15 protein-coding genes and 4 tRNA genes are annotated in these 17,854 nt (G+C 65.8%); 5 read left to right on the top strand and 14 right to left on the bottom strand.

Annotation, left to right across the window (positions count from 1 at the left end; genetic code table 11):
- Positions 1-125: 125 nt before the first annotated feature.
- The 3 genes from cysS to QLQ85_RS00170 are packed head-to-tail and all read right to left on the bottom strand — an operon-like array spanning position 126 to position 3,467.
- Complete coding sequence (cysS, locus tag QLQ85_RS00180) at positions 126-1,556, bottom strand: cysteine--tRNA ligase (protein ID WP_282737169.1); 1,431 nt, start codon at positions 1,554-1,556, stop codon at positions 126-128.
- Position 1,557: 1 nt separating this feature from the next.
- On the bottom strand, positions 1,558-3,270 hold the full coding sequence (locus QLQ85_RS00175; RefSeq protein ID WP_282737168.1) for a glutamine--tRNA ligase/YqeY domain fusion protein: 1,713 nt from the start codon (positions 3,268-3,270) through the stop codon (positions 1,558-1,560).
- A 47-nt stretch (positions 3,271-3,317) separates the two neighbouring features.
- On the bottom strand, positions 3,318-3,467 hold the full coding sequence (locus QLQ85_RS00170) for a hypothetical protein (protein WP_282737167.1): 150 nt from the start codon (positions 3,465-3,467) through the stop codon (positions 3,318-3,320).
- Here QLQ85_RS00170 and QLQ85_RS00165 point away from each other — a divergent pair.
- Both QLQ85_RS00165 and QLQ85_RS00160 read left to right on the top strand, forming a co-directional pair.
- Complete coding sequence (locus QLQ85_RS00165; protein ID WP_102627951.1) at positions 3,460-3,966, top strand: peptidylprolyl isomerase; 507 nt, start codon at positions 3,460-3,462, stop codon at positions 3,964-3,966. The genes QLQ85_RS00170 and QLQ85_RS00165 overlap by 8 nt on opposite strands.
- 87 nt (positions 3,967-4,053) lie before the next feature.
- Positions 4,054-4,812, top strand: a complete 759-nt coding sequence (locus tag QLQ85_RS00160) for a UDP-2,3-diacylglucosamine diphosphatase (RefSeq protein ID WP_282737166.1) — start codon at positions 4,054-4,056, stop codon at positions 4,810-4,812.
- Positions 4,813-4,905: 93 nt separating this feature from the next.
- Here QLQ85_RS00160 and QLQ85_RS00155 read toward each other — a convergent pair whose 3' ends face one another.
- The 11 genes from QLQ85_RS00155 to QLQ85_RS00105 all read right to left on the bottom strand — a co-directional run bounded on the left by QLQ85_RS00155 (position 4,906) and on the right by QLQ85_RS00105 (position 15,454).
- Positions 4,906-5,943 carry a CobW family GTP-binding protein gene (locus tag QLQ85_RS00155; protein ID WP_282737165.1) on the bottom strand — a complete coding sequence of 346 codons (1,038 nt, stop codon included), beginning with the start codon at positions 5,941-5,943 and terminating at the stop codon, positions 4,906-4,908.
- A gap of 183 nt (positions 5,944-6,126) precedes the next feature.
- Positions 6,127-7,947: a SurA N-terminal domain-containing protein gene (locus QLQ85_RS00150; protein ID WP_282737164.1), complete on the bottom strand. Its 1,821-nt coding sequence runs from the start codon at positions 7,945-7,947 to the stop codon at positions 6,127-6,129.
- Between the two features lie 175 nt (positions 7,948-8,122).
- The gene (locus QLQ85_RS00145; RefSeq protein ID WP_102627955.1) at positions 8,123-8,395 is read right to left on the bottom strand and encodes an HU family DNA-binding protein; all 273 of its coding nucleotides are present in this window, start codon (positions 8,393-8,395) and stop codon (positions 8,123-8,125) included.
- 176 nt (positions 8,396-8,571) lie between these two features.
- Positions 8,572-10,980 (bottom strand): endopeptidase La, encoded by a 2,409-nt coding sequence (lon, locus tag QLQ85_RS00140; protein ID WP_282737163.1) that lies wholly within the window; start codon positions 10,978-10,980, stop codon positions 8,572-8,574.
- A gap of 239 nt (positions 10,981-11,219) precedes the next feature.
- Positions 11,220-12,500 carry an ATP-dependent Clp protease ATP-binding subunit ClpX gene (gene clpX, locus QLQ85_RS00135; protein WP_282737162.1) on the bottom strand — a complete coding sequence of 427 codons (1,281 nt, stop codon included), beginning with the start codon at positions 12,498-12,500 and terminating at the stop codon, positions 11,220-11,222.
- A gap of 119 nt (positions 12,501-12,619) precedes the next feature.
- Positions 12,620-13,240, bottom strand: coding sequence for an ATP-dependent Clp endopeptidase proteolytic subunit ClpP (gene clpP / locus QLQ85_RS00130; protein ID WP_282737161.1), 621 nt, complete (start codon positions 13,238-13,240; stop codon positions 12,620-12,622).
- 85 nt (positions 13,241-13,325) lie between these two features.
- Positions 13,326-14,693, bottom strand: coding sequence for a trigger factor (tig, locus tag QLQ85_RS00125; protein ID WP_282737160.1), 1,368 nt, complete (start codon positions 14,691-14,693; stop codon positions 13,326-13,328).
- A 306-nt stretch (positions 14,694-14,999) separates the two neighbouring features.
- Positions 15,000-15,074, bottom strand: a tRNA-His gene (locus QLQ85_RS00120).
- A 41-nt stretch (positions 15,075-15,115) separates the two neighbouring features.
- A tRNA-His gene (locus QLQ85_RS00115) sits at positions 15,116-15,190 on the bottom strand.
- A gap of 42 nt (positions 15,191-15,232) precedes the next feature.
- Positions 15,233-15,309 (bottom strand) — tRNA-Arg (locus QLQ85_RS00110).
- A gap of 68 nt (positions 15,310-15,377) precedes the next feature.
- Positions 15,378-15,454, bottom strand: a tRNA-Pro gene (locus QLQ85_RS00105).
- A gap of 212 nt (positions 15,455-15,666) precedes the next feature.
- On the opposite strand from QLQ85_RS00105, the gene folD reads away from it, so the two are divergent.
- The 3 genes from folD to mtnN all read left to right on the top strand — a co-directional run bounded on the left by folD (position 15,667) and on the right by mtnN (position 17,843).
- Positions 15,667-16,545 (top strand): bifunctional methylenetetrahydrofolate dehydrogenase/methenyltetrahydrofolate cyclohydrolase FolD, encoded by an 879-nt coding sequence (gene folD / locus QLQ85_RS00100; protein WP_282737159.1) that lies wholly within the window; start codon positions 15,667-15,669, stop codon positions 16,543-16,545.
- A gap of 90 nt (positions 16,546-16,635) precedes the next feature.
- Positions 16,636-17,100: an S-ribosylhomocysteine lyase gene (locus tag QLQ85_RS00095; RefSeq protein ID WP_282721864.1), complete on the top strand. Its 465-nt coding sequence runs from the start codon at positions 16,636-16,638 to the stop codon at positions 17,098-17,100.
- Positions 17,097-17,843 (top strand): 5'-methylthioadenosine/S-adenosylhomocysteine nucleosidase, encoded by a 747-nt coding sequence (gene mtnN, locus QLQ85_RS00090; RefSeq protein ID WP_282737158.1) that lies wholly within the window; start codon positions 17,097-17,099, stop codon positions 17,841-17,843. Before QLQ85_RS00095 ends, mtnN begins: the two co-directional genes overlap by 4 nt.
- The last annotated feature ends 11 nt before the right edge of the window (positions 17,844-17,854 follow it).

The raw sequence follows: 17,854 nt of genomic DNA, 5'->3' as shown, positions 1-17,854 counted from the left end.
GTGAGCGAGATAATGCACATTGATGCCATGGCGGCCCTCCCCCGAGGAGGGCCGGAAGGCACGACGCCCGGCCCATCCTGTCGATGGAGCCGGGCGTCGTGCTCAACGCGACACGCTGCAGACGATCAGTCGACGGCCTTCTCGAACACCCAGGTCGTCCCCTCGCGGGAGTCCTTGAGGATGATGCCGAGGGAGGCCAGCTCGTCGCGAATGCCATCGGCCGTGGCGAAGTCCTTGGCCTTCTTGGCCTCGCCGCGGGCCGCGATCCTCGCCTCGATCTCGGCCTCGCTCAGCGGCAGTTCGCCGGCGCCGGACTGGAGGAAGGCCGCCGGGGCCTGCTGCAGCAGCCCGAGGATGCCGCCCAGGCGCACGAGCACACGGGCCAGCGTCGGCGCCTGCTCGGGCGCCTCCTTCCTGGCCCGGTTGAGCTCGCGGGCCAGGTCGAAGAGCACCGACAGCGCCTCGGCGGTATTGAAGTCGTCGTCCATGGCGGCGACGAAGCGCTCTTCGAAATCACCATAAACGGCTTTGGCGAGCGCCTGCTCCTGGCGAATGGATTGTTCATCCTTGCCATCCACCTCAACGCCATCCAGGGCATTGTAGAAACGCTCCAGCGACTTGCGGGCCTCCGACAACGACTCCGGCGCATAGTTGATCGGGCTGCGGTAGTGGCTCGCCACCAGCAGGTAGCGCACCACCTCCGGGTCGTGGACCTCGAGTACCTCGCGGATGGTGAAGAAGTTGCCCAGCGACTTGGACATCTTCTCCTGGTTCACCCGCACCGCCCCGGCGTGCATCCAGGTGTTGACGTAGGGCTTGCCGGTGGCTGCCTCGCTCTGGGCGATCTCGTTCTCGTGATGGGGGAAGGTCAGGTCCGGCCCGCCACCGTGGATGTCGAAGGTCTCGCCGAGGCAGCAGGTCGACATCGCCGAGCACTCGATGTGCCAGCCCGGACGCCCCTCGCCCCAGGGCGAGGGCCAGCTGGCCTCCCCCGGCTTGGCCGCCTTCCACAGCACGAAGTCGAGCGGGTCCTCCTTGTGCTCGTCGACCTCGACCCGGGCACCGGCGCGCATCTCGTCGAGATCGCGGTTGTTGAGCTTGCCGTAGCCCTCGAACCGGCGCACCCGGTAGTAGACGTCACCGTTGTCCGCCGCATAGGCGTACCCCTTGCCGATCAGCGTCTCGATCATGGCGACGATCTCGCCGATATGGCCGGTGGCACGGGGCTCGTGATCCGGGCGCAGCACGAAGAGCCGCGCCTCGTCCTCGTGCATGGCATCGATCATGCGCTCGGTGAGCGAATCGATCGGCTCGCCGTTCTCGTCGGCGCGCTTGAGGATCTTGTCGTCGATGTCGGTGATGTTGCGCACATAGGTGACATCGAAGCCGCGCCAGCGCAGGTAGCGGGTAATCACATCGAAGGCCACCATCACCCGGGCGTGCCCCAGGTGGCAGTAGTCGTAGACGGTCATGCCGCAGACGTACATGCGCACCTTGCCCGGCTCGATGGGCGTGAAGGCTTCCTTGCGACGCGTCAGCGTATTGTAGATCTGCATGTCACCCCTTCTTCTGGCCTTGCTCTTTCTTCTGGGCTTCTTGCTTCTGAACCTTGGCCCAGCTGTCCTTCAGCCCCACGGTGCGGTTGAACACCAGCTCGTCGCCCCGGCTAGCATGGCGGTCGGCGCAGAAGTAGCCGACCCGCTCGAACTGGAAGCGCGATTCGGGCCCGGCATCGGCCAGGCTCGGCTCACCGATCGCCCGGCACACCACCAGCGACTCGGGATTGAGGTGGTCGAGGAAATCGGCATCCTTGTCCTTGTCGGGCTGTTCGACCTGGAAGAGGTTGTCGTAGAGGCGCACCTCCATGGGCACGCCATGGGCGGCGCTGACCCAGTGGATCACGCCCTTCACCTTGCGGCCTTCGGGGTTCCTGCCCAGGGTGTCGAAGTCCACCGAGCAGTGAAGCTCCTCGATCTCGCCGGCCGCGTTCTTGATCACCTCGTCGCAGCGGATGACATAGCTGTTGCGCAGGCGCACCTCCTGGCCCGGCGCCAGGCGGAAGAACTTCTTCGGCGGCGCCTCCATGAAATCGTCCTGGTCGATGTAGACCTCGCGGGTGAAGGGCACCTTGCGTACCCCCATGTCCTCGCGGGCCGGGTGCCCGGGCACCTCATAGACCTCCTCGAAGTCCTCCGGCACGTTGGTCAGCACCACCTTGAGCGGCCGCAGCACGGCCATGGCCCGCGGGGCGTTCTCCTCGAGGTCGGCGCGGATGGCGTGGTAGAGCATGGCGATATCGACCAGGCCGCCGTCGGCGCGCGTCACGCCGATCATCTCGCAGAACCTGCGGATCGACGCCGGGGTATAACCGCGGCGGCGCATGCCGGAGATCGTCGGCAGGCGCGGGTCGTCCCAGCCGTCGATGATGCCCTCGTCCACCAGCAGCTTGAGCTTGCGCTTGGAGGTCAGGGTGTAGTTGAGGTTGAGCCGGGCGAACTCGATCTGGCGCGGGATCACCGGCACTGGCAGGTTGTCGAGGAACCACTCGTAGAGCGGGCGGTGGTCCTCGAACTCCAGGGTACAGATCGAGTGGGTCACGCCCTCGATGGCATCCGACTGGCCGTGGGTGAAGTCATAGGAGGGATAGATCTTCCACTTGTCGCCGGTCTGGTGATGGTGGGCATGGCGGATCCGGTAGAGGATCGGGTCGCGCAGGTTGATGTTCGGCGCGGCCATGTCGATCTTCGCCCGCAGCACCTTTTCGCCCTCGGCGAACTCGCCGACGCGCATGCGCTCGAGCAGGTCGAGGTTCTCGGCGGCGCTGCGCTCGCGGTAGGGGCTGGGGCGCCCCGGCTCGGTGAGGGTGCCGCGGTATTCACGGATCTCCTCGGGCGACAGGTCGTCGACATAGGCCTTGCCCTCGCGCACCAGGTGCTGGGCCCAGGCGTAGAGCTGGTCGAAGTAGTCGGAGGCGAAGCGCACCGGTCCGGCCCACTCGAACCCCAGCCAGGCGACGTCCTCCTTGATGGCATCGATGTAGGCCTGCTCCTCCTTCGCCGGGTTGGTGTCGTCGAAGCGCAGGTGACAGTCACCACCGAACTGCTCGGCGAGCCCGAAATTCAGGCAGATCGACTTGGCGTGGCCGATGTGCAGGAAGCCGTTGGGCTCCGGCGGGAAGCGGGTCACGATCTTGCCGGCGCGGCCGGCCTCGATCTCCTCGCGGATCTGGTGACGGATGAAGTTCGGCGCGCTGGTGGTATCGGTGGTCATGTTGAGAAGAACAGCCTCTGGTTAAAAGGTGCAGGCCTGGCGACGGATCAGCCCCGGGCGATGCTGCCATCGGCGACAGCCCCGGTCGTCTCGACGCTCGCTTCGCGCATCGAAGCAAAACCGGTATTATAGCGCCACGCCCATGGGCAACGCCAAGGCAACGCCCCTTTATCGTACAGGAACTTATCGATGATCATTCTGCAGACCAATTTCGGTGACATCACCATCGCCCTGAACCGCGAGAAGGCACCGAAGACCGCAGCCAATTTCGAGCAGTACGTGCGCGACGGGCACTACGACAACACCCTCTTCCACCGCGTGATCGACGGCTTCATGATCCAGGGCGGCGGCTTCGACACCGACTTCAACCAGAAGCCGACCCGTGACCCGATCGAGAACGAGGCCGACAACGGCCTGGTCAACGCCACCGGCACCCTGGCCATGGCGCGCACCCAGGACCCCCATTCGGCCACCGCCCAGTTCTTCATCAACGTGGGTGACAACGACTTCCTCAACCACAGCGGCAAATCCATCCAGGGCTGGGGCTACTGCGTGTTCGGTGAAGTGGTCGAGGGCATGGACGTGGTCGAGAAGATCAAGGCCGTGCCGACCACCCGCCGCGGCATGCACGCCGACGTGCCCGCCGACGACGTCATCATCCAACGCGCCTATTTCAAGGACGAGGCCGACGCCTGATCCTCGTCGCCGCCCCGCCCCGCGCCCGCCTTGCGCGGGCGTGCTGCGTTACGCCACGCGTCACCGAGCACCCTGCGAGACTCCCCCATGACCACCCTGCTGATATCCGACCTGCATCTGCACCCCGGTGCGCCCGAGATCACCGATGGTTTTCTCCGCTGGCTCGAGGAGCGCGCCACCGGCGTCGCGGCCCTCTACATCCTCGGCGACTTCTTCGAGGCCTGGATCGGCGATGACCTGCTCGACCTGGGCGATGCCGACCCCACCGGCAACGCCACCCTGGCGTCACGGGTGGCAAAGGCCCTGCACCGCCTGGCGGATGATGGTACCGCGATCCGCTTGATGCACGGCAACCGGGACTTCCTGCTCGGCGAACGTTTCGCGAGCGCTGCCGGGGCCTCCCTGCTGGCCGACCCCGCGGTGGTCGAGCTCGGCGGCGAGCGAGTGCTGCTGATGCACGGCGACAGCCTCTGTACCCGCGACGAGGCCTACATGGCCTTCCGGGCCCAGGCCCGCCACCCCCAGTGGCAACAGCAGATCCTGGCCATGCCGATCCAGGACCGCCTCACCCTGGCGCAGTCGCTGCGTCAGCAATCCGGCGAGGCGACCTCCAACAAGGCCGACGACATCATGGACGTCACCCCCGCGGAGGTGGAGAAGGTCATGGCCGAACACGGCGTCACCACCCTCATCCACGGCCATACCCACCGCCCCGCCGTTCACGAGCTCGAGATCGACGGCCGGCCCGCCCGACGCTTCGTGCTCGGCGACTGGCGCCCCGACCAGGGCTGGGAGATCGTGGTCGAGGACGGCGGCGAGCCCGAGCTGCGGGCGTTCGGTCTCTAGCACCCAGGATCCCCCCGAGGGACGGGCCACGACGCTTTTTTCGGCGAACGTGCCGCCCTCGTCGGGATATTCATGGGGTTCCACTCCCCAGCATCAGCCCCCGGTGCCGCACAGACATTCCCGAAGTGCGGCTTCCAGTGCCTCTGCCTCGGGCAGGCTGCCCGTCTCGCCGATCACCTCCAGCCGCGAATCCTGCCGCCAGGCGCTGGCGGTCAGGCTCACCGCGCCATCCGCGCGGTTGTAGAGCTTCCAGCCCGCCTCGCTATGCAGCACGCCCTTGACCCGCAACCCGCGAGGCAGCCTCCCCAGCAGCGCCGTGACCCGGTCGAGGTCGAAGACGTCGTCGGGGTGCCAGCGCCAGCCCAGGGTGGCATAACCGAGCGATTCGCCGACATTGCGCTGTGGCCGACCCGGTTCGGGGCGCACCGCGGCGAAGTCGTCGAGCATCAGCACGCCGCGCGCCGCATCGCGCAGCACGCGATGCGTGCTGCTGCCCTTCGCCGCGGATTCACCGCGGCGAGCTTCGCTCTCCAGCAGCAGCGCCACCGGCAAGTCGCCATGGGGTGCCTCGGCGACCCAGCGCCGCGGTGGCCAGTGCCGCACCGCCAGTTCACGGGCGGCCGCGAGCTGCTCCGTGGTTGACAGGTCGGTCATGGTCAGGGCCACGGCATCGGCCACCTCCAGCTGATCGCGGAACGTCTCGTGCTCCCGGGCCCGGGGATCGTCGAGCCGTCGCGGGTCGAGCACCACGATGATGTCGCGGACCTCCAGCACCCCCCGGAAGGCCTCGCCGCGGAGCACCTCGAGCAATCCGGCCGGGTGGCCGAGCCCCGACGGCTCGATGATCAGGCGATCGGGCCGATGACGATGCAGCAGGTTGACCAGTGTCGCCTGCATCACGAAGGCGAGCTGACAGCACAGGCACCCCCCGGGTAGCCCCTTGACCACCAGGTCCTCGCGTTCGGCGAACATCGCCTGGTCGATGCCTACCTGGCCAAACTCGTTGATCAACACCGCCCAACGCTCCTCGGCGGGTTTCCGCTCGATCAGCCGATGGATCAGGGTGCTCTTCCCGCTGCCGAGGAAGCCGGTGATCAGGTGGACGGGGAGATTGGCGATGATAGTCGACATGGGGCGAGTCCTGGCAGAACCGTGAATGTTACAAGATAACATTTGCATCTTCCCGGGTCACCGCCCGGGAGCCGGATCGCTCTCCTGGTAGCGCGGGGCAATACCCGAAGATAACGGTATAAGATCGAGACCGAAAAGGAGGGGCGCCGTAGCGCCCCTCCGCTGCCGCGCGATCGACGTCGCTCAGAGACGCTCGATATCGGCCTTGTCACGCAGGTCGTCGAGCAACCCCTGGATCGCCGCCTGGGCCCGCAGTCGCTCGGCCATGCGTGCCACGAAGTTTTCGACCTCGCCGTCGACCTCACCCGGCTCGACGCGATCGAGGGCGATGAGCACCACCCGGTCGCCGGCGACGGCATGGCCGAAGACCGGCTCCTCGCCCTCCGGCGCAGGCAGGCGGAAGGCCGCCTGCAACACGGCCTGGGGCAGGCCGTCGGCGGCCTCACGACTGACATTCTCGGCCCGCTGCCACTCGATCTCGGGCGCCTCCCCGGCGCGCAACTGCTCGACGCGCTCGGCGGCGAGTTCGATCAACGCCTCGCGCCGCAGGCGCGCTTCGACACTGGCGCGCACCCTGTCACGCACCTCGTCGAGCTCCAGCACGGCGGTCTCGCGGTGATCCGCCACCCGAAGCACCAGTCGGCGGTCCTCGTCGAGCTCGATCACCTCGCTGTTGTAACCCTCCTCGAGCACGTCGGCACTGAACGCCTCGGCCATCACGCCGGGCTCGGAGAGCACGCCATCGGCCCCGTCACGGGAAACCCAGTCGCTCTCGTGCAGCTCCAGGCCGATGTCGTCGGCCACGCTGCGCAGGTCATCGGCGGCGAAGCTCTCGTCGATCAGGCGCTGGACACGCTCGTTGAACTCCCCGGACACCCGGGACATCGCCACCTCGCGGCGCAGGTCGTCGCGCACCTGCTCGAAGGGCTCACGCTCCAGCGCCGTGGCCTGCAGCAGATGGAGACCATTGTCGGTCTCGACGATGTCGGAGACCTCTCCCTCGTCCAGGGCGAAGGCGGCATCCTCGAAGGCCTCGCCGAAGAAGCCACGGCTGATCACGCCGAGATCTCCGCCCTGCTCTGCCGAGACGGTATCCTCGGAGAGCTCTGCGGCCAGGTCGGCGAACGCCTCGCCGTCGGCCAGCCGCTCACGGGCCGCCTCGAGCTCGGCGACGGCTTCCTCGCGGGAACGCTCGCCATCGAAGGTCAGCATGATGTGCGAGATCCGGCGATCGACGTCATGACTGCGCTCCTGCCACAGCTCGCGCAGTGCCTCCTCCTCGACCTCTACCTCGTCGGCCAACTGCTGACGATCGATGACCACGTACTCCAGGCGCACCTGCTCGGGCCGCTGATAGTCCTCGGCATTGGCCTCGTAGTAGCGCTGCATCGCCTCCTCGGTGACCTCAAGGTCATCCTCGAGGTCGGCGGCGGTGAGGGCATGATGACGGAAGCTACGGGTCTGACGCTGCAGCTCCCCCAGCCTCTCCTGCTCGGAAGGCAGGGTGAAGTCGCTGAAGGCCAGCCCCTGCTGCAGCTGCTGGCGCTTCATGTCGACCCGCAGCTCCTCGCGAAAGGAGAGCGGCGTGTAGCCGGCGCTGGCGAGGCGATTGCGGAACAGCTCGCTGGAGAAGCGTCCCTCCTGGTCCTGGAACTCGGGCAGCGAGACGATCAACTGATCGAGCTGCTCCTCGGAGAGGTGCAGCCCGCCCTCCTCGGCATACTGGGTCAGCAACCGGTCGGTGATCAGCTGGTCGAGCATCTGATTGCGCAGGGCCCGCTCCTGCTCCGGCGGCACCTGGCCGCTGCGAATGGCACGCTGCACCTCCAGCTCGAGCTGCTGGCGGGTGACCGGCTCGCCGTTGACCTTGGCGATTTCGTCACCACCACCGCCGAACAGCCCCACCAGGGACTCCACGCCGAACAGCGCCATGGTCGCGACCACGGCGCCGATGATGATCTTGGCGCCCCAGCTCCTGGAGCGATCTCGAATACTTTGCAGCATGCAGGCCTCGGCTGATGATGTTGGCACGGACGCGCCACATTATACGCATCGCGGTGATGCTCGCGACCATCCGGGCACCGCCACGGCGGTGCCGCTGAAACGAAGACAGGCGCACCGCCGGGGCGATGCGCCTGTAGCAAGATCAACCGTCAGTGGTGCGGACGGCTCCGTCCACTCAGTTGACGGAATCCTTGAGTGCCTTGCCGGCCTTGAAGCTCGGCACCTTGGCAGCGCTGATTTCGATCGGCTGGCCGGTCTGCGGGTTGCGACCGGTGCGAGCGGCACGCTCCTTCACGGCGAAGGTACCAAAGCCCACCAGAGAGACGCTCTCGCCCTTCTTGAGGCTATCGGCCACGGTCTCGACCATGGCGTCCAGCGCACGTGAAGCGGCCGCCTTGGGAATATCGGCAGACGCAGCGATGGCTTCGATCAGCTCGGATTTGTTCACACTTCACCCCTTGACTGTTTCAGAAAATGACTCTAATCGACGCGACTTTCGGCTGGCTAACGCGATCAAAGCATGGCGCAATTTATAGCAATGCGATGAAACATCTGTCAAGCAACCTCACGCGACAAACCCCATCATATCGGGCTTTTGACTCCGATATGATGGACTTTTGATCGTTAATGCGTGCTGATCATCGAGTGCGATGAGGCTGAGTCGTCCGGCCGGGATTCCTCGCTTGATACATCCGGCTTCTCCGCCAGCGCCACCTCCATGACCTCGTCGATCCAGCGAACTGGCCTGATATCGAGTGCTTCCTTGATATTGTCCGGAACCTCCTTGAGGTCCCGGCGATTCTCTTCGGGCACAAGCACGATCTTTATACCACCGCGCCGCGCGGCCAGCAATTTCTCCTTGAGCCCGCCGATCGGCAGCACCTCGCCACGCAGGTTGACCTCGCCGGTCATCGCCACGTCGCAGCGCACCGGACGCCCGGTGTAGGCGGAGATCATGGCCGTGACCATGGCGATACCGGCACTGGGCCCGTCCTTCGGCGTCGCCCCCTCGGGAACGTGGATATGCAGGTCCTCCTTCTCGAAGCGCTCCGGGTCGATGCCCAGCGCCAGGGCCCGGGCCCGCACCACGGTGTGGGCCGCACTCACCGACTCCTTCATCACGTCACCCAGCGAGCCGGTCTTGTTGATGCGCCCCTTGCCCGGGGTGACCACCGACTCGATATAGAGCAGCTCACCGCCCACCGAGGTCCAGGCCAGACCGGTCACGCGCCCCACCTGGTCCTCCTGGTCGGCCAGGCCATAGCTGTAGCGGCGTACCCCGGCATAGGGTTCGATGTCCGCCGCAGCCAGCACCACCGGTGCCTGCGCCCCCTCCTTGCTCTCCTTCTCCAGGCGCTCGCGCAGCACCTTGCGGCACACCTTGGCGATCTGCCGCTCGAGTTCACGCACCCCGGCCTCGCGGCTGTAGTAGCGGATCAGCTCGAGCAGCGCCTCGTCGGAGAAGGCCAGCTCATCGTCCTTGAAGCCATTGGCCTTGAGCTGCTTGGGCACCAGGTAGCGCCGCGCGATGGCCAGCTTCTCGTCCTCGGTGTAGCCCGGCAGGCGGATCACCTCCATGCGGTCGAGCAGCGGCCCGGGGATGTTCATCGAGTTGGCGGTACAGATGAACAGGGTCTCGGAAAGGTCGTAGTCGAGTTCCAGGTAGTGGTCGCTGAAGGTATCGTTCTGCTCCGGGTCGAGCACCTCGAGCAGCGCCGATGCCGGGTCGCCACGATGGTCCATGCCAATCTTGTCGACCTCGTCGAGCAGGAACAGCGGATTCTTGACCCCGGCCTTGGCCATGCGCTGGATCATCTTGCCGGGCAGCGAGCCGATATAGGTGCGCCGGTGGCCGCGGATCTCGGACTCGTCGCGCACCCCACCGAGCGCGAGGCGCACGTACTTGCGATTGGTGGCCCGGGCGATGGACTGGCCGAGCGACGTCTTGCCGACCCCGGGCGGCCCCACCAGGCAGAGTACCGGCCCCTTGAGCTTCTTGACCCGCTTGTGCACGGCGAGGTACTCGAGGATGCGCGCCTTGACCTCGTCGAGGCCGTAGTGGTCCTCGTCGAGCACCTGCTGGGCGTGGACCAGGTCATGCCGGACTCGCGTGCGCTTCTTCCACGGCACCGCCACCAGCCAGTCCAGATAGGAGCGCACCACCGTCGCCTCGGCCGAGGACGGCGACATCATCTTCAGCTTGCCGAGCTCCTGGTTGGCCTTGTCGGCAGCCTCCTTGGGCATGCCGGACTCCTTGATCGCCTGCTCGTACTTGTCGGCCTCGTTGGGCATGTTCTCGAGCTCGCCCATCTCCTTCTGGATGGCCTTCATCTGCTCGTTGAGATAGTACTCGCGCTGGGACTTCTCCATCTGGTCCTTGACCCGCGAGCGGATGCGCTTCTCTACCTGCAGCAGGTCGATCTCGGACTCGATGAGCGCCATCAGGTGCTCGATGCGATCGCGCACCCGATCCATCTCCAGCAGCTGCTGCTTGTCGTCGATCTTAAGCGACAGGTGGGCACAGATGGTGTCGACCAGACGACTCGGATCCTCGATGCCGGAGAGCGAGTTGAGCACCTCGTTGGGCACCTTCTTCGACATCTTTACGTACTGCTCGAACTGGTTGAGCAACACCCGCACCAGGGCTTCCTGCTCCCGGGCGGTAAGCGGCTCGCTCTCGCGCAACACCACCTCGGCCCGGCTGTAGCCACCGTCGACCACCAGGATCTCGCCGACATCGGCACGGGACGTCCCCTCGATCAGCACCTTGACGGTACCATCGGGCAGCTTGAGCAGCTGCATGATCTCGGCCACGGTGCCGATGGAGAACAGATCCCCCCCGTCCGGATCATCCTTGCTGGCCTCGCGCTGGGCCACCAGCAGGACACGCTTGTCGGCGTCCATCGCCGCCTCGAGGGCCAGGATCGACTTCTCGCGGCCGACGAACAACGGAATGACCATCTGCGGGTAGACGACCACGTCCCGCAGCGGCAAAAGGGGCAGACTCAGGGTCTGTTCGGCGTTCTGCTGCATCGCAGACGTTCCTCAAACGAAATCGGGTGGATACGAACTCTATCGGATACTGGTATCGGATACTCGGGGAGTGGGGGCGACGGAACGGCTTTGCAAGGCGTCTTGCGCCCGGGCGCCGGAAAAAGGAAACGGGAGCCAATCCATCACCAGAGGTGCCGGACAGGCGCCCGGCAAGGGCGCCCCGCTCGGCACGTCACGGATGAATTCGCTCCCGCATCAGGCGCCGGGCAGCCCCGGGCCTAGCCGCCGGTACCGTCGCTCCGCGGCTCTTCCTGCTGTGAGTAGATCAGCAGCGGTTCGCTCTCGCCACTGATCACCGAGGCATCGATCACCACCTTGCTCACCCCCTCCAGCGAGGGGATCTCGTACATGGTATCGAGCAGCACCGACTCGAGGATCGAGCGCAGCCCGCGGGCGCCGGTCTTGCGCGCCATGGCCTTGCCGGCCACCGCACGCAGCGCATCGTCGCGGAACTCCAGCTCGACGCCCTCCATCTCGAACAGCCGACCGTACTGCTTGAGCAGTGAGTTCTTGGGCTCGGTGAGGATCTGGATCAGCGCATCCTCGGTAAGCTCGGTGAGGGTGGCGATGACCGGCAGACGACCGACGAACTCGGGGATCAGGCCGAACTTGACCAGGTCCTCGGGCTCCACGTCGGCCAGCAGGGCACCGACGCCCTTGGCCTCGTCCTTGCTCTTGACGGTGGCGTTGAAACCGATGCCCCCCTTCTCGGCACGATCGCGGATCACCTTGTCCAGGCCGGCGAAGGCACCGCCGACGATGAACAGGATGTTGCCGGTATCGACCTGCAGAAACTCCTGCTGCGGGTGCTTGCGCCCCCCCTGGGGCGGCACCGAGGCGGTGGTGCCCTCGATCAGTTTCAGCAGCGCCTGCTGCACCCCCTCGCCCGAGACGTCGCGGGTGATGGAGGGGTTGTCCGACTTCCGCGAGATCTTGTCGATCTCGTCGATGTAGACGATGCCACGCTGGGCCTTCTCCACATCGTAGTCGCACTTCTGCAACAGCTTCTGGATGATGTTCTCGACGTCCTCACCGACGTAGCCCGCCTCGGTGAGAGTGGTGGCGTCGGCGATGGTGAAGGGCACGTTGAGCAGCCGCGCCAGGGTCTCGGCCAGCAGGGTCTTGCCGCTGCCGGTGGGACCGATCAGCAGGATGTTCGACTTGCCGAGTTCGACGTCGTCGCCCTTCACGTCGGAACGCAGGCGCTTGTAGTGGTTGTAGACCGCCACCGACAGCACCATCTTGGCGCGGTCCTGGCCGATCACATAGTCGTCGAGGGTGTGACGAATCTCGCGGGGAACCGGCAGACGCTCCTCGTCGCTCTCGGCATCGGCATCGAGAACTTCCTCGCGAATGATGTCGTTGCACAGGTCGACACACTCATCGCAGATATAGACGGACGGGCCGGCAATCAGCTTGCGCACCTCGTTCTGGTTCTTGCCGCAGAACGAGCAGTAGAGCAGCTTGCCACCTTCGTCCTTGCCTTTGCCGTCGGCCATTCGCGTACCTCTTTCGCTTCGGCGACCATCTGTCGCCGTGTTCTCGACGGCGGCCAGTGGCCACCGTGAATCATGTCAATCGCGCGTGAATCGAGCGTGCGTGGATAGGTTTCACGCTATCAGGATGTCGGGCGCTTATCCAGCACGGCATCGATCAAGCCGTACTCGGCGGCCTGGGCACCGTTCATGAAGTTGTCGCGATCGGTATCCCGGGCAATGGTCTCGATGTCCTGGCCGGTGTGGTGCGCCAGGATCTGGTTGAGCTTGTCGCGGATACCGAGGATCTCGCGGGTGTGGATCTCGATGTCCGAGGCCTGCCCCTGGTAGCCGCCCAGCGGCTGGTGGATCATCATCCGCGAGTTGGGCAGGCAGAACCGCTTGCCCGCCGCGCCGCCGGCCAGCAGCAGCGCCCCCATGCTCGCCGCCTGACCGATACACACGGTGGAGACATCGGGCTTGACGAACTGCATGGTGTCGTAGATCGACATGCCCGAGGTGACCGAGCCGCCCGGCGAGTTGATGTAGAGGTGGATGTCCTTGTCCGGGTTCTCGGACTCAAGGAACAGCAGCTGCGCCACCACCAGGTTGGCCATGTAATCTTCCACCGGACCCACCAGGAAGATCACACGCTCCTTGAGCAGGCGGGAATAGATGTCATAAGCCCGCTCGCCGCGCGCGCTCTGCTCGACCACCATCGGCACCAGGCCGCCGGTGTTGCGGATATCGAACTCGTTGCTCATCAGTGTGATGTCCTTGCATCCGATGTATGGAAGCGTAACGCCCCGCCGGCCTCGCCGGCGGGGAAGGAGTACGTGAAGGAGGCGATCAGGCCTTGCTCTCCTCGCCGCTCTCCTCGCTCTCCTCGATCTCTTCGGCCTCGTCACTCTCGGCCTGCTGGGCAGCCGCCAGCACCTGCTGGTAGCTCATCGCCGCGTCCTTGACGGTAGCCTGCTCGAGCAGCTTGTCGACGGCCTTCTCTTCGAGGATAGCGGACTTGACCTGGGTCTTGAGCTGATCGTTGCCGAGATAGTACTCGACCACCTGCTCCGGCTCCTGGTACTGCTCGGCAAGCTCCTCGACCTTGGCCTTGAGCTCGTCGTCGGAGGCCTCGATCTCATGGGACTTGATCACCTCGGCCAGCAGCAGGCCGACCTGCACGCGGCTCTTCGCCTGTTCGGCGAACAGCTCGTTGGGCAGCTGGGAGACGTCGAAGTCCTCCCCCAGGCCGAACTGCTGGGCCGCCTGGCGCTTAAGGCCGTCGGTTTCCTGCTGCACCAGCGACTGGGGCACCGGGATGTCGTTGGCCTTCTTGAGCGCTTCGAGCACCTGCTGCTTGACGCGGTTGTCCACCGCCTGGCTCGCCTCGCGGGTCATGTTCCGGGTGACCTCGGCACGGAACCTCTCCAGGTCGCCGTCCTCGACGCCGAACTTCTTGACGAACTCGGCATCCACTTCGGGCAGGGCCTGGGCACTGACCTGGTGAACCTTGACCTTGAAGGTCGCTTCCTGGCCCGCCAGGTTCTCGGCCTGGTAGTCCTCGGGGAAGGTGACCTTGAGCTCCTTCTCCTCACCGGCGCTGGCGCCGACCAGCTGCTCCTCGAAACCGGGAATGAAGTTGCCGGAACCCAGCACCAGGCTGTGCCCCTCGGCGCTGCCGCCCTCGAAAGGCTCGTCGCCCAGGAAGCCCTGGAAGTCGATGGTCACCTGGTCGCCATCCTCGGCGGCACGCTCCACGGCTTCCCAGGCGGCGTTCTGCTTGCGCAGGGTCTCGACCATCTCGTCGACATCCGCCTCGGTCACCTCGACCACCGGGCGCTCCACCTCGGTGCCCTCGATGGAGGCCAGCTCTATTTCTGGGTAGACCTCCAGAGTGGCGGTGAATTCCAGATCCTTGCCCGATTCGTTGACGGTGGCCTCGATCTGCGGGAAGCCGGCAGGGTTGAGGTTCTCTTCGGTGATGGCACGCACGTAGCGCTCGCGCATCACTTCGCCCACCACCTCGTCGCGCACGTCGCGGCCGTAGCGCTGGCGAATCACCGACATCGGCACCCTGCCCTTGCGGAACCCGTCCATGCGAACGTTCTTGGCGGCGTCCTTGAGACGGGCGGCGACGGCCTCGTCGACCTCGGCTGCCGGCACCTGCACGATGATGCGGCGTTCGATCTGGGAGGTCGTATCGACGGAAACTTGCATGAATAGTCCTCTACCGACTGGGGGCGTTCTGATGAAAGCGTGAATAGGGTCAAGGGAGAGATTCTAAGAATCCCACCCGGCACTGGCAAGCACCATACCCGCCAAATGGGGGCACCGGGGGCGCGTTGCAAGGCATGCCGGCGAAAAAGATCGGAGTGCAAGGGCGCCACCGGCAGCGACTCGAAAGACCCAGAGACGGAAAACAGAAAAATCGGAGTGCCGAAGGGCAGCCCGTGCGCAGGATGAATCAGAGAATGGTGTGCGGATAGCAATAGAAAAGACGAGGAGCCGGGACCTGTCAAGGGATGGGGTGGATGATGGGGATCGAACCCACGACCACCGGAGCCACAATCCGGGGCTCTACCACTGAGCTACATCCACCACTGCCTTGACTGCCTGTACCGCAACCGCCCGTGTCGCAATGGGGTGGATGATGGGGATCGAACCCACGACCACCGGAGCCACAATCCGGGGCTCTACCACTGAGCTACATCCACCATTTCGACACTCGCTCGACCGAGACTCGCCGCCACCGCAGGTGGCGCGCCCAGCAGGACTCGAACCTGCAACCTACGGCTTAGAAGGCCGTTGCTCTATCCGGTTGAGCTATAGGCGCATTCTACGTTCCGGACCTCGTGACCGCAACCCCTGATTGAAAAATAAGCCCGTTCAATCAACAAGTTGTGGTCGGGGTGGAGGGATTCGAACCCCCGACATCCTGCTCCCAAAGCAGGCGCGCTACCAGACTGCGCTACACCCCGCCAGCGATCAAGCGGCCCTGGCGCCGCCGCAGGGGCCTCGCCAAGCGCTGCGTATTCTACGGAACTTTCCCCCCGGGTCAAGTACGAACGGCGTCACGACGGGCCCCGACGCTTTGCCTCGGCGGCCCGTCATGCGAAAATCGTCTGCCTTTCGCCCGCGTGGACGCTGCGAGCGCCCGCGCCGCCCACCACTCACCACCAGGGGAAGTTCGATGACAGCCCAACTGATCGATGGCAAGGCCATTGCCGCCCGAGTCCGCCAGCAGGTCGCCCGCCAGGTGCAGGTGCGCCATGACGCCGGCGCTCGCACTCCCGGCCTGGCCGTGGTGCTGGTGGGCGAGGACCCCGCTTCCGCCGTCTACGTGCGCCACAAGCAGAATGCCTGTGTGGAGGCGGGAATCGAATCCTTCCGCTACCAGCTCCCCACCGAGACCTCCCAGGAGGAGCTCGAGGGGCTGGTCGACCGCCTCAACGCCGACCCCCGTGTCGACGGCATCCTGGTCCAGCTGCCCTTGCCCGAGCACCTGGATGCCCGGCCGATCCTCGAGCACATCCTGCCCCACAAGGACGTCGACGGCTTCCACCCCTACAACCTGGGCCGACTGGCCCAGCGCCTGCCGATGCTGCGGCCCTGCACCCCCAAGGGGGTGATGACCCTGCTTCAGGAGAGCGGCCTCAAGGTGCGCGGCCTGGACGCCACCGTGGTCGGCGCCTCCAACATCGTCGGTCGCCCCATGGGGCTCGAGCTGATGCTCGCCGGCTGCACCACCACCGTCTGCCACCGCTTCACCCGCAACCTCGAGGAGCATGTCCGCCGCGCCGAGCTGCTGGTGGTGGCGGTGGGCAGGCCGGGACTGGTCAAGGGCGAATGGGTCAGGGACGGCGCCATCGTCATCGACGTCGGCATCAACCGCGAGGAGGATGGCCGCCTGGTGGGTGACGTGGAGTTCGAGCCAGCGGCCGAGCGCGCCAGCTGGATCACCCCGGTGCCCGGCGGCGTCGGCCCCATGACGGTGGCCTCGCTGCTCGAGAACACCCTGGTCGCGGCGGAGCTGCACGACGCCATGGCGGTCGGACACCAGCCGGCCTGACCGGCCGATACATGCACACCGGCGCGCACTCCGCTAGAATGCGCGCCCGACTCCCCGAGACGCCCACCCACCGCAACGCGAGGCCCGTCGATGAGCGACAAGATGAACGTGGAAAGCTTCAACCTGGATCACACCAAGGTGAAGGCCCCCTATGTGCGCCTGGCCGACATCAAGACCGGCCTGAACGGCGACCGCATCCACAAGTACGACATGCGCATCTGCCAGCCCAACCGGGAGCACATGGAGATGCCGGCGCTGCACTCCCTGGAGCACCTGATGGCGGAGCTGTCGCGCAACCACTCCGATCGCATCGTCGACATCAGCCCCATGGGCTGCCAGACCGGCTTTTACGTGGCGCTGATCAACCATGACGACTACGACGACGTGCTGACCCTGCTGCAGAAGACCCTCGAGGACGTGCTGGTGGCCGACGCGGTGCCGGCCTGCAACGAGATGCAGTGTGGCTGGGCCGCCAGCCACAGCCTGGAGGGCGCCAAGGCCATCGCCCGCGGCTTCCTCGACAAGCGCCACGAGTGGACGGAAGTGTTCGCATGAAACGGATCGGCATCATCGGCGCCATGGCCCAGGAGGTCGAGCACCTCGCCTCCCTGCTGGACGAGCCACGCACCCGGGCTCATGTCGGCTGTACCTTCCACCTGGGGCGCCTGCACGGGGTCGAGGTGGTGATCCTGCAATCCGGGATCGGCAAGGTGAACGCCGCCATCGGCACCACCCTGCTGCTCGATGTCTACCGGCCCGAGGCGATCATCAATACCGGCTCGGCCGGCGGCTTCGGCGAGGGCCTCGAGATCGGCGATATCGTGGTCTCCAGCGAGGTGCGCCACCACGACGTCGACGCCGTGGTGTTCGGCTACGAGCACGGCCAGGTACCGCAGATGCCCGCCGCCTACCTGCCGGACGAACGACTGGTCAGGGTCGCGCGGCAGTGCGTCGAGGCCCTCGGCGAGGTGCGTGTGGTCGAGGGGCTGATCGCCACCGGGGATGTGTTCATGGCCTGCCCCGACCTGGTATCGAAGACCCGCTCGCGCTTCCCCACCATGCTCGCCGCCGAGATGGAGGCCGCGGCCATCGCCCAGACCTGCCACCTCTATGGCTGCCCCTTCGTGGTGATCCGCGCGCTCTCCGATATCGCCGGCGGCGGCGACAACCACCTCTCCTTCGAGCAGTTTCTCGAGAAGGCCGCCGCGCACTCGGCGCGCATGGTCGAGGCCATGGTCGAGCGGCTGGCCAGCCCGGTCGCCCAGGCGAGCCCGCAGCCGGTCGCCGACAAGGTATAGCCGGCGGGAGG

This window comes from Halomonas kalidii, assembly GCF_030010475.1.
Lineage (GTDB): Bacteria > Pseudomonadota > Gammaproteobacteria > Pseudomonadales > Halomonadaceae > Halomonas > Halomonas heilongjiangensis.
The sequence above is the reverse complement of the archived record's forward strand: the minus strand, read 5'-3'. Positions and strand labels throughout refer to the sequence as shown.

Excerpts from the sequence above, each read along its gene's own strand:
- mtnN (WP_282737158.1), top strand. The coding sequence starts at position 17,097 with ATGAAACGGATCGGCATCATCGGCGCCATGGCCCAGGAGGTCGAGCAC.
- QLQ85_RS00150 (WP_282737164.1), bottom strand. The coding sequence starts at position 7,947 with ATGCTGCAAAGTATTCGAGATCGCTCCAGGAGCTGGGGCGCCAAGATC.
- QLQ85_RS00165 (WP_102627951.1), top strand. The coding sequence starts at position 3,460 with ATGATCATTCTGCAGACCAATTTCGGTGACATCACCATCGCCCTGAAC.
- QLQ85_RS00170 (WP_282737167.1), bottom strand. The coding sequence starts at position 3,467 with ATGATCATCGATAAGTTCCTGTACGATAAAGGGGCGTTGCCTTGGCGT.
- folD (WP_282737159.1), top strand. The coding sequence starts at position 15,667 with ATGACAGCCCAACTGATCGATGGCAAGGCCATTGCCGCCCGAGTCCGC.
- QLQ85_RS00095 (WP_282721864.1), top strand. The coding sequence starts at position 16,636 with ATGAGCGACAAGATGAACGTGGAAAGCTTCAACCTGGATCACACCAAG.
- clpP (WP_282737161.1), bottom strand. The coding sequence starts at position 13,240 with ATGAGCAACGAGTTCGATATCCGCAACACCGGCGGCCTGGTGCCGATG.
- lon (WP_282737163.1), bottom strand. The coding sequence starts at position 10,980 with ATGCAGCAGAACGCCGAACAGACCCTGAGTCTGCCCCTTTTGCCGCTG.
- QLQ85_RS00160 (WP_282737166.1), top strand. The coding sequence starts at position 4,054 with ATGACCACCCTGCTGATATCCGACCTGCATCTGCACCCCGGTGCGCCC.
- QLQ85_RS00155 (WP_282737165.1), bottom strand. The coding sequence starts at position 5,943 with ATGTCGACTATCATCGCCAATCTCCCCGTCCACCTGATCACCGGCTTC.
- cysS (WP_282737169.1), bottom strand. The coding sequence starts at position 1,556 with ATGCAGATCTACAATACGCTGACGCGTCGCAAGGAAGCCTTCACGCCC.
- clpX (WP_282737162.1), bottom strand. The coding sequence starts at position 12,500 with ATGGCCGACGGCAAAGGCAAGGACGAAGGTGGCAAGCTGCTCTACTGC.
- QLQ85_RS00175 (WP_282737168.1), bottom strand. The coding sequence starts at position 3,270 with ATGACCACCGATACCACCAGCGCGCCGAACTTCATCCGTCACCAGATC.
- tig (WP_282737160.1), bottom strand. The coding sequence starts at position 14,693 with ATGCAAGTTTCCGTCGATACGACCTCCCAGATCGAACGCCGCATCATC.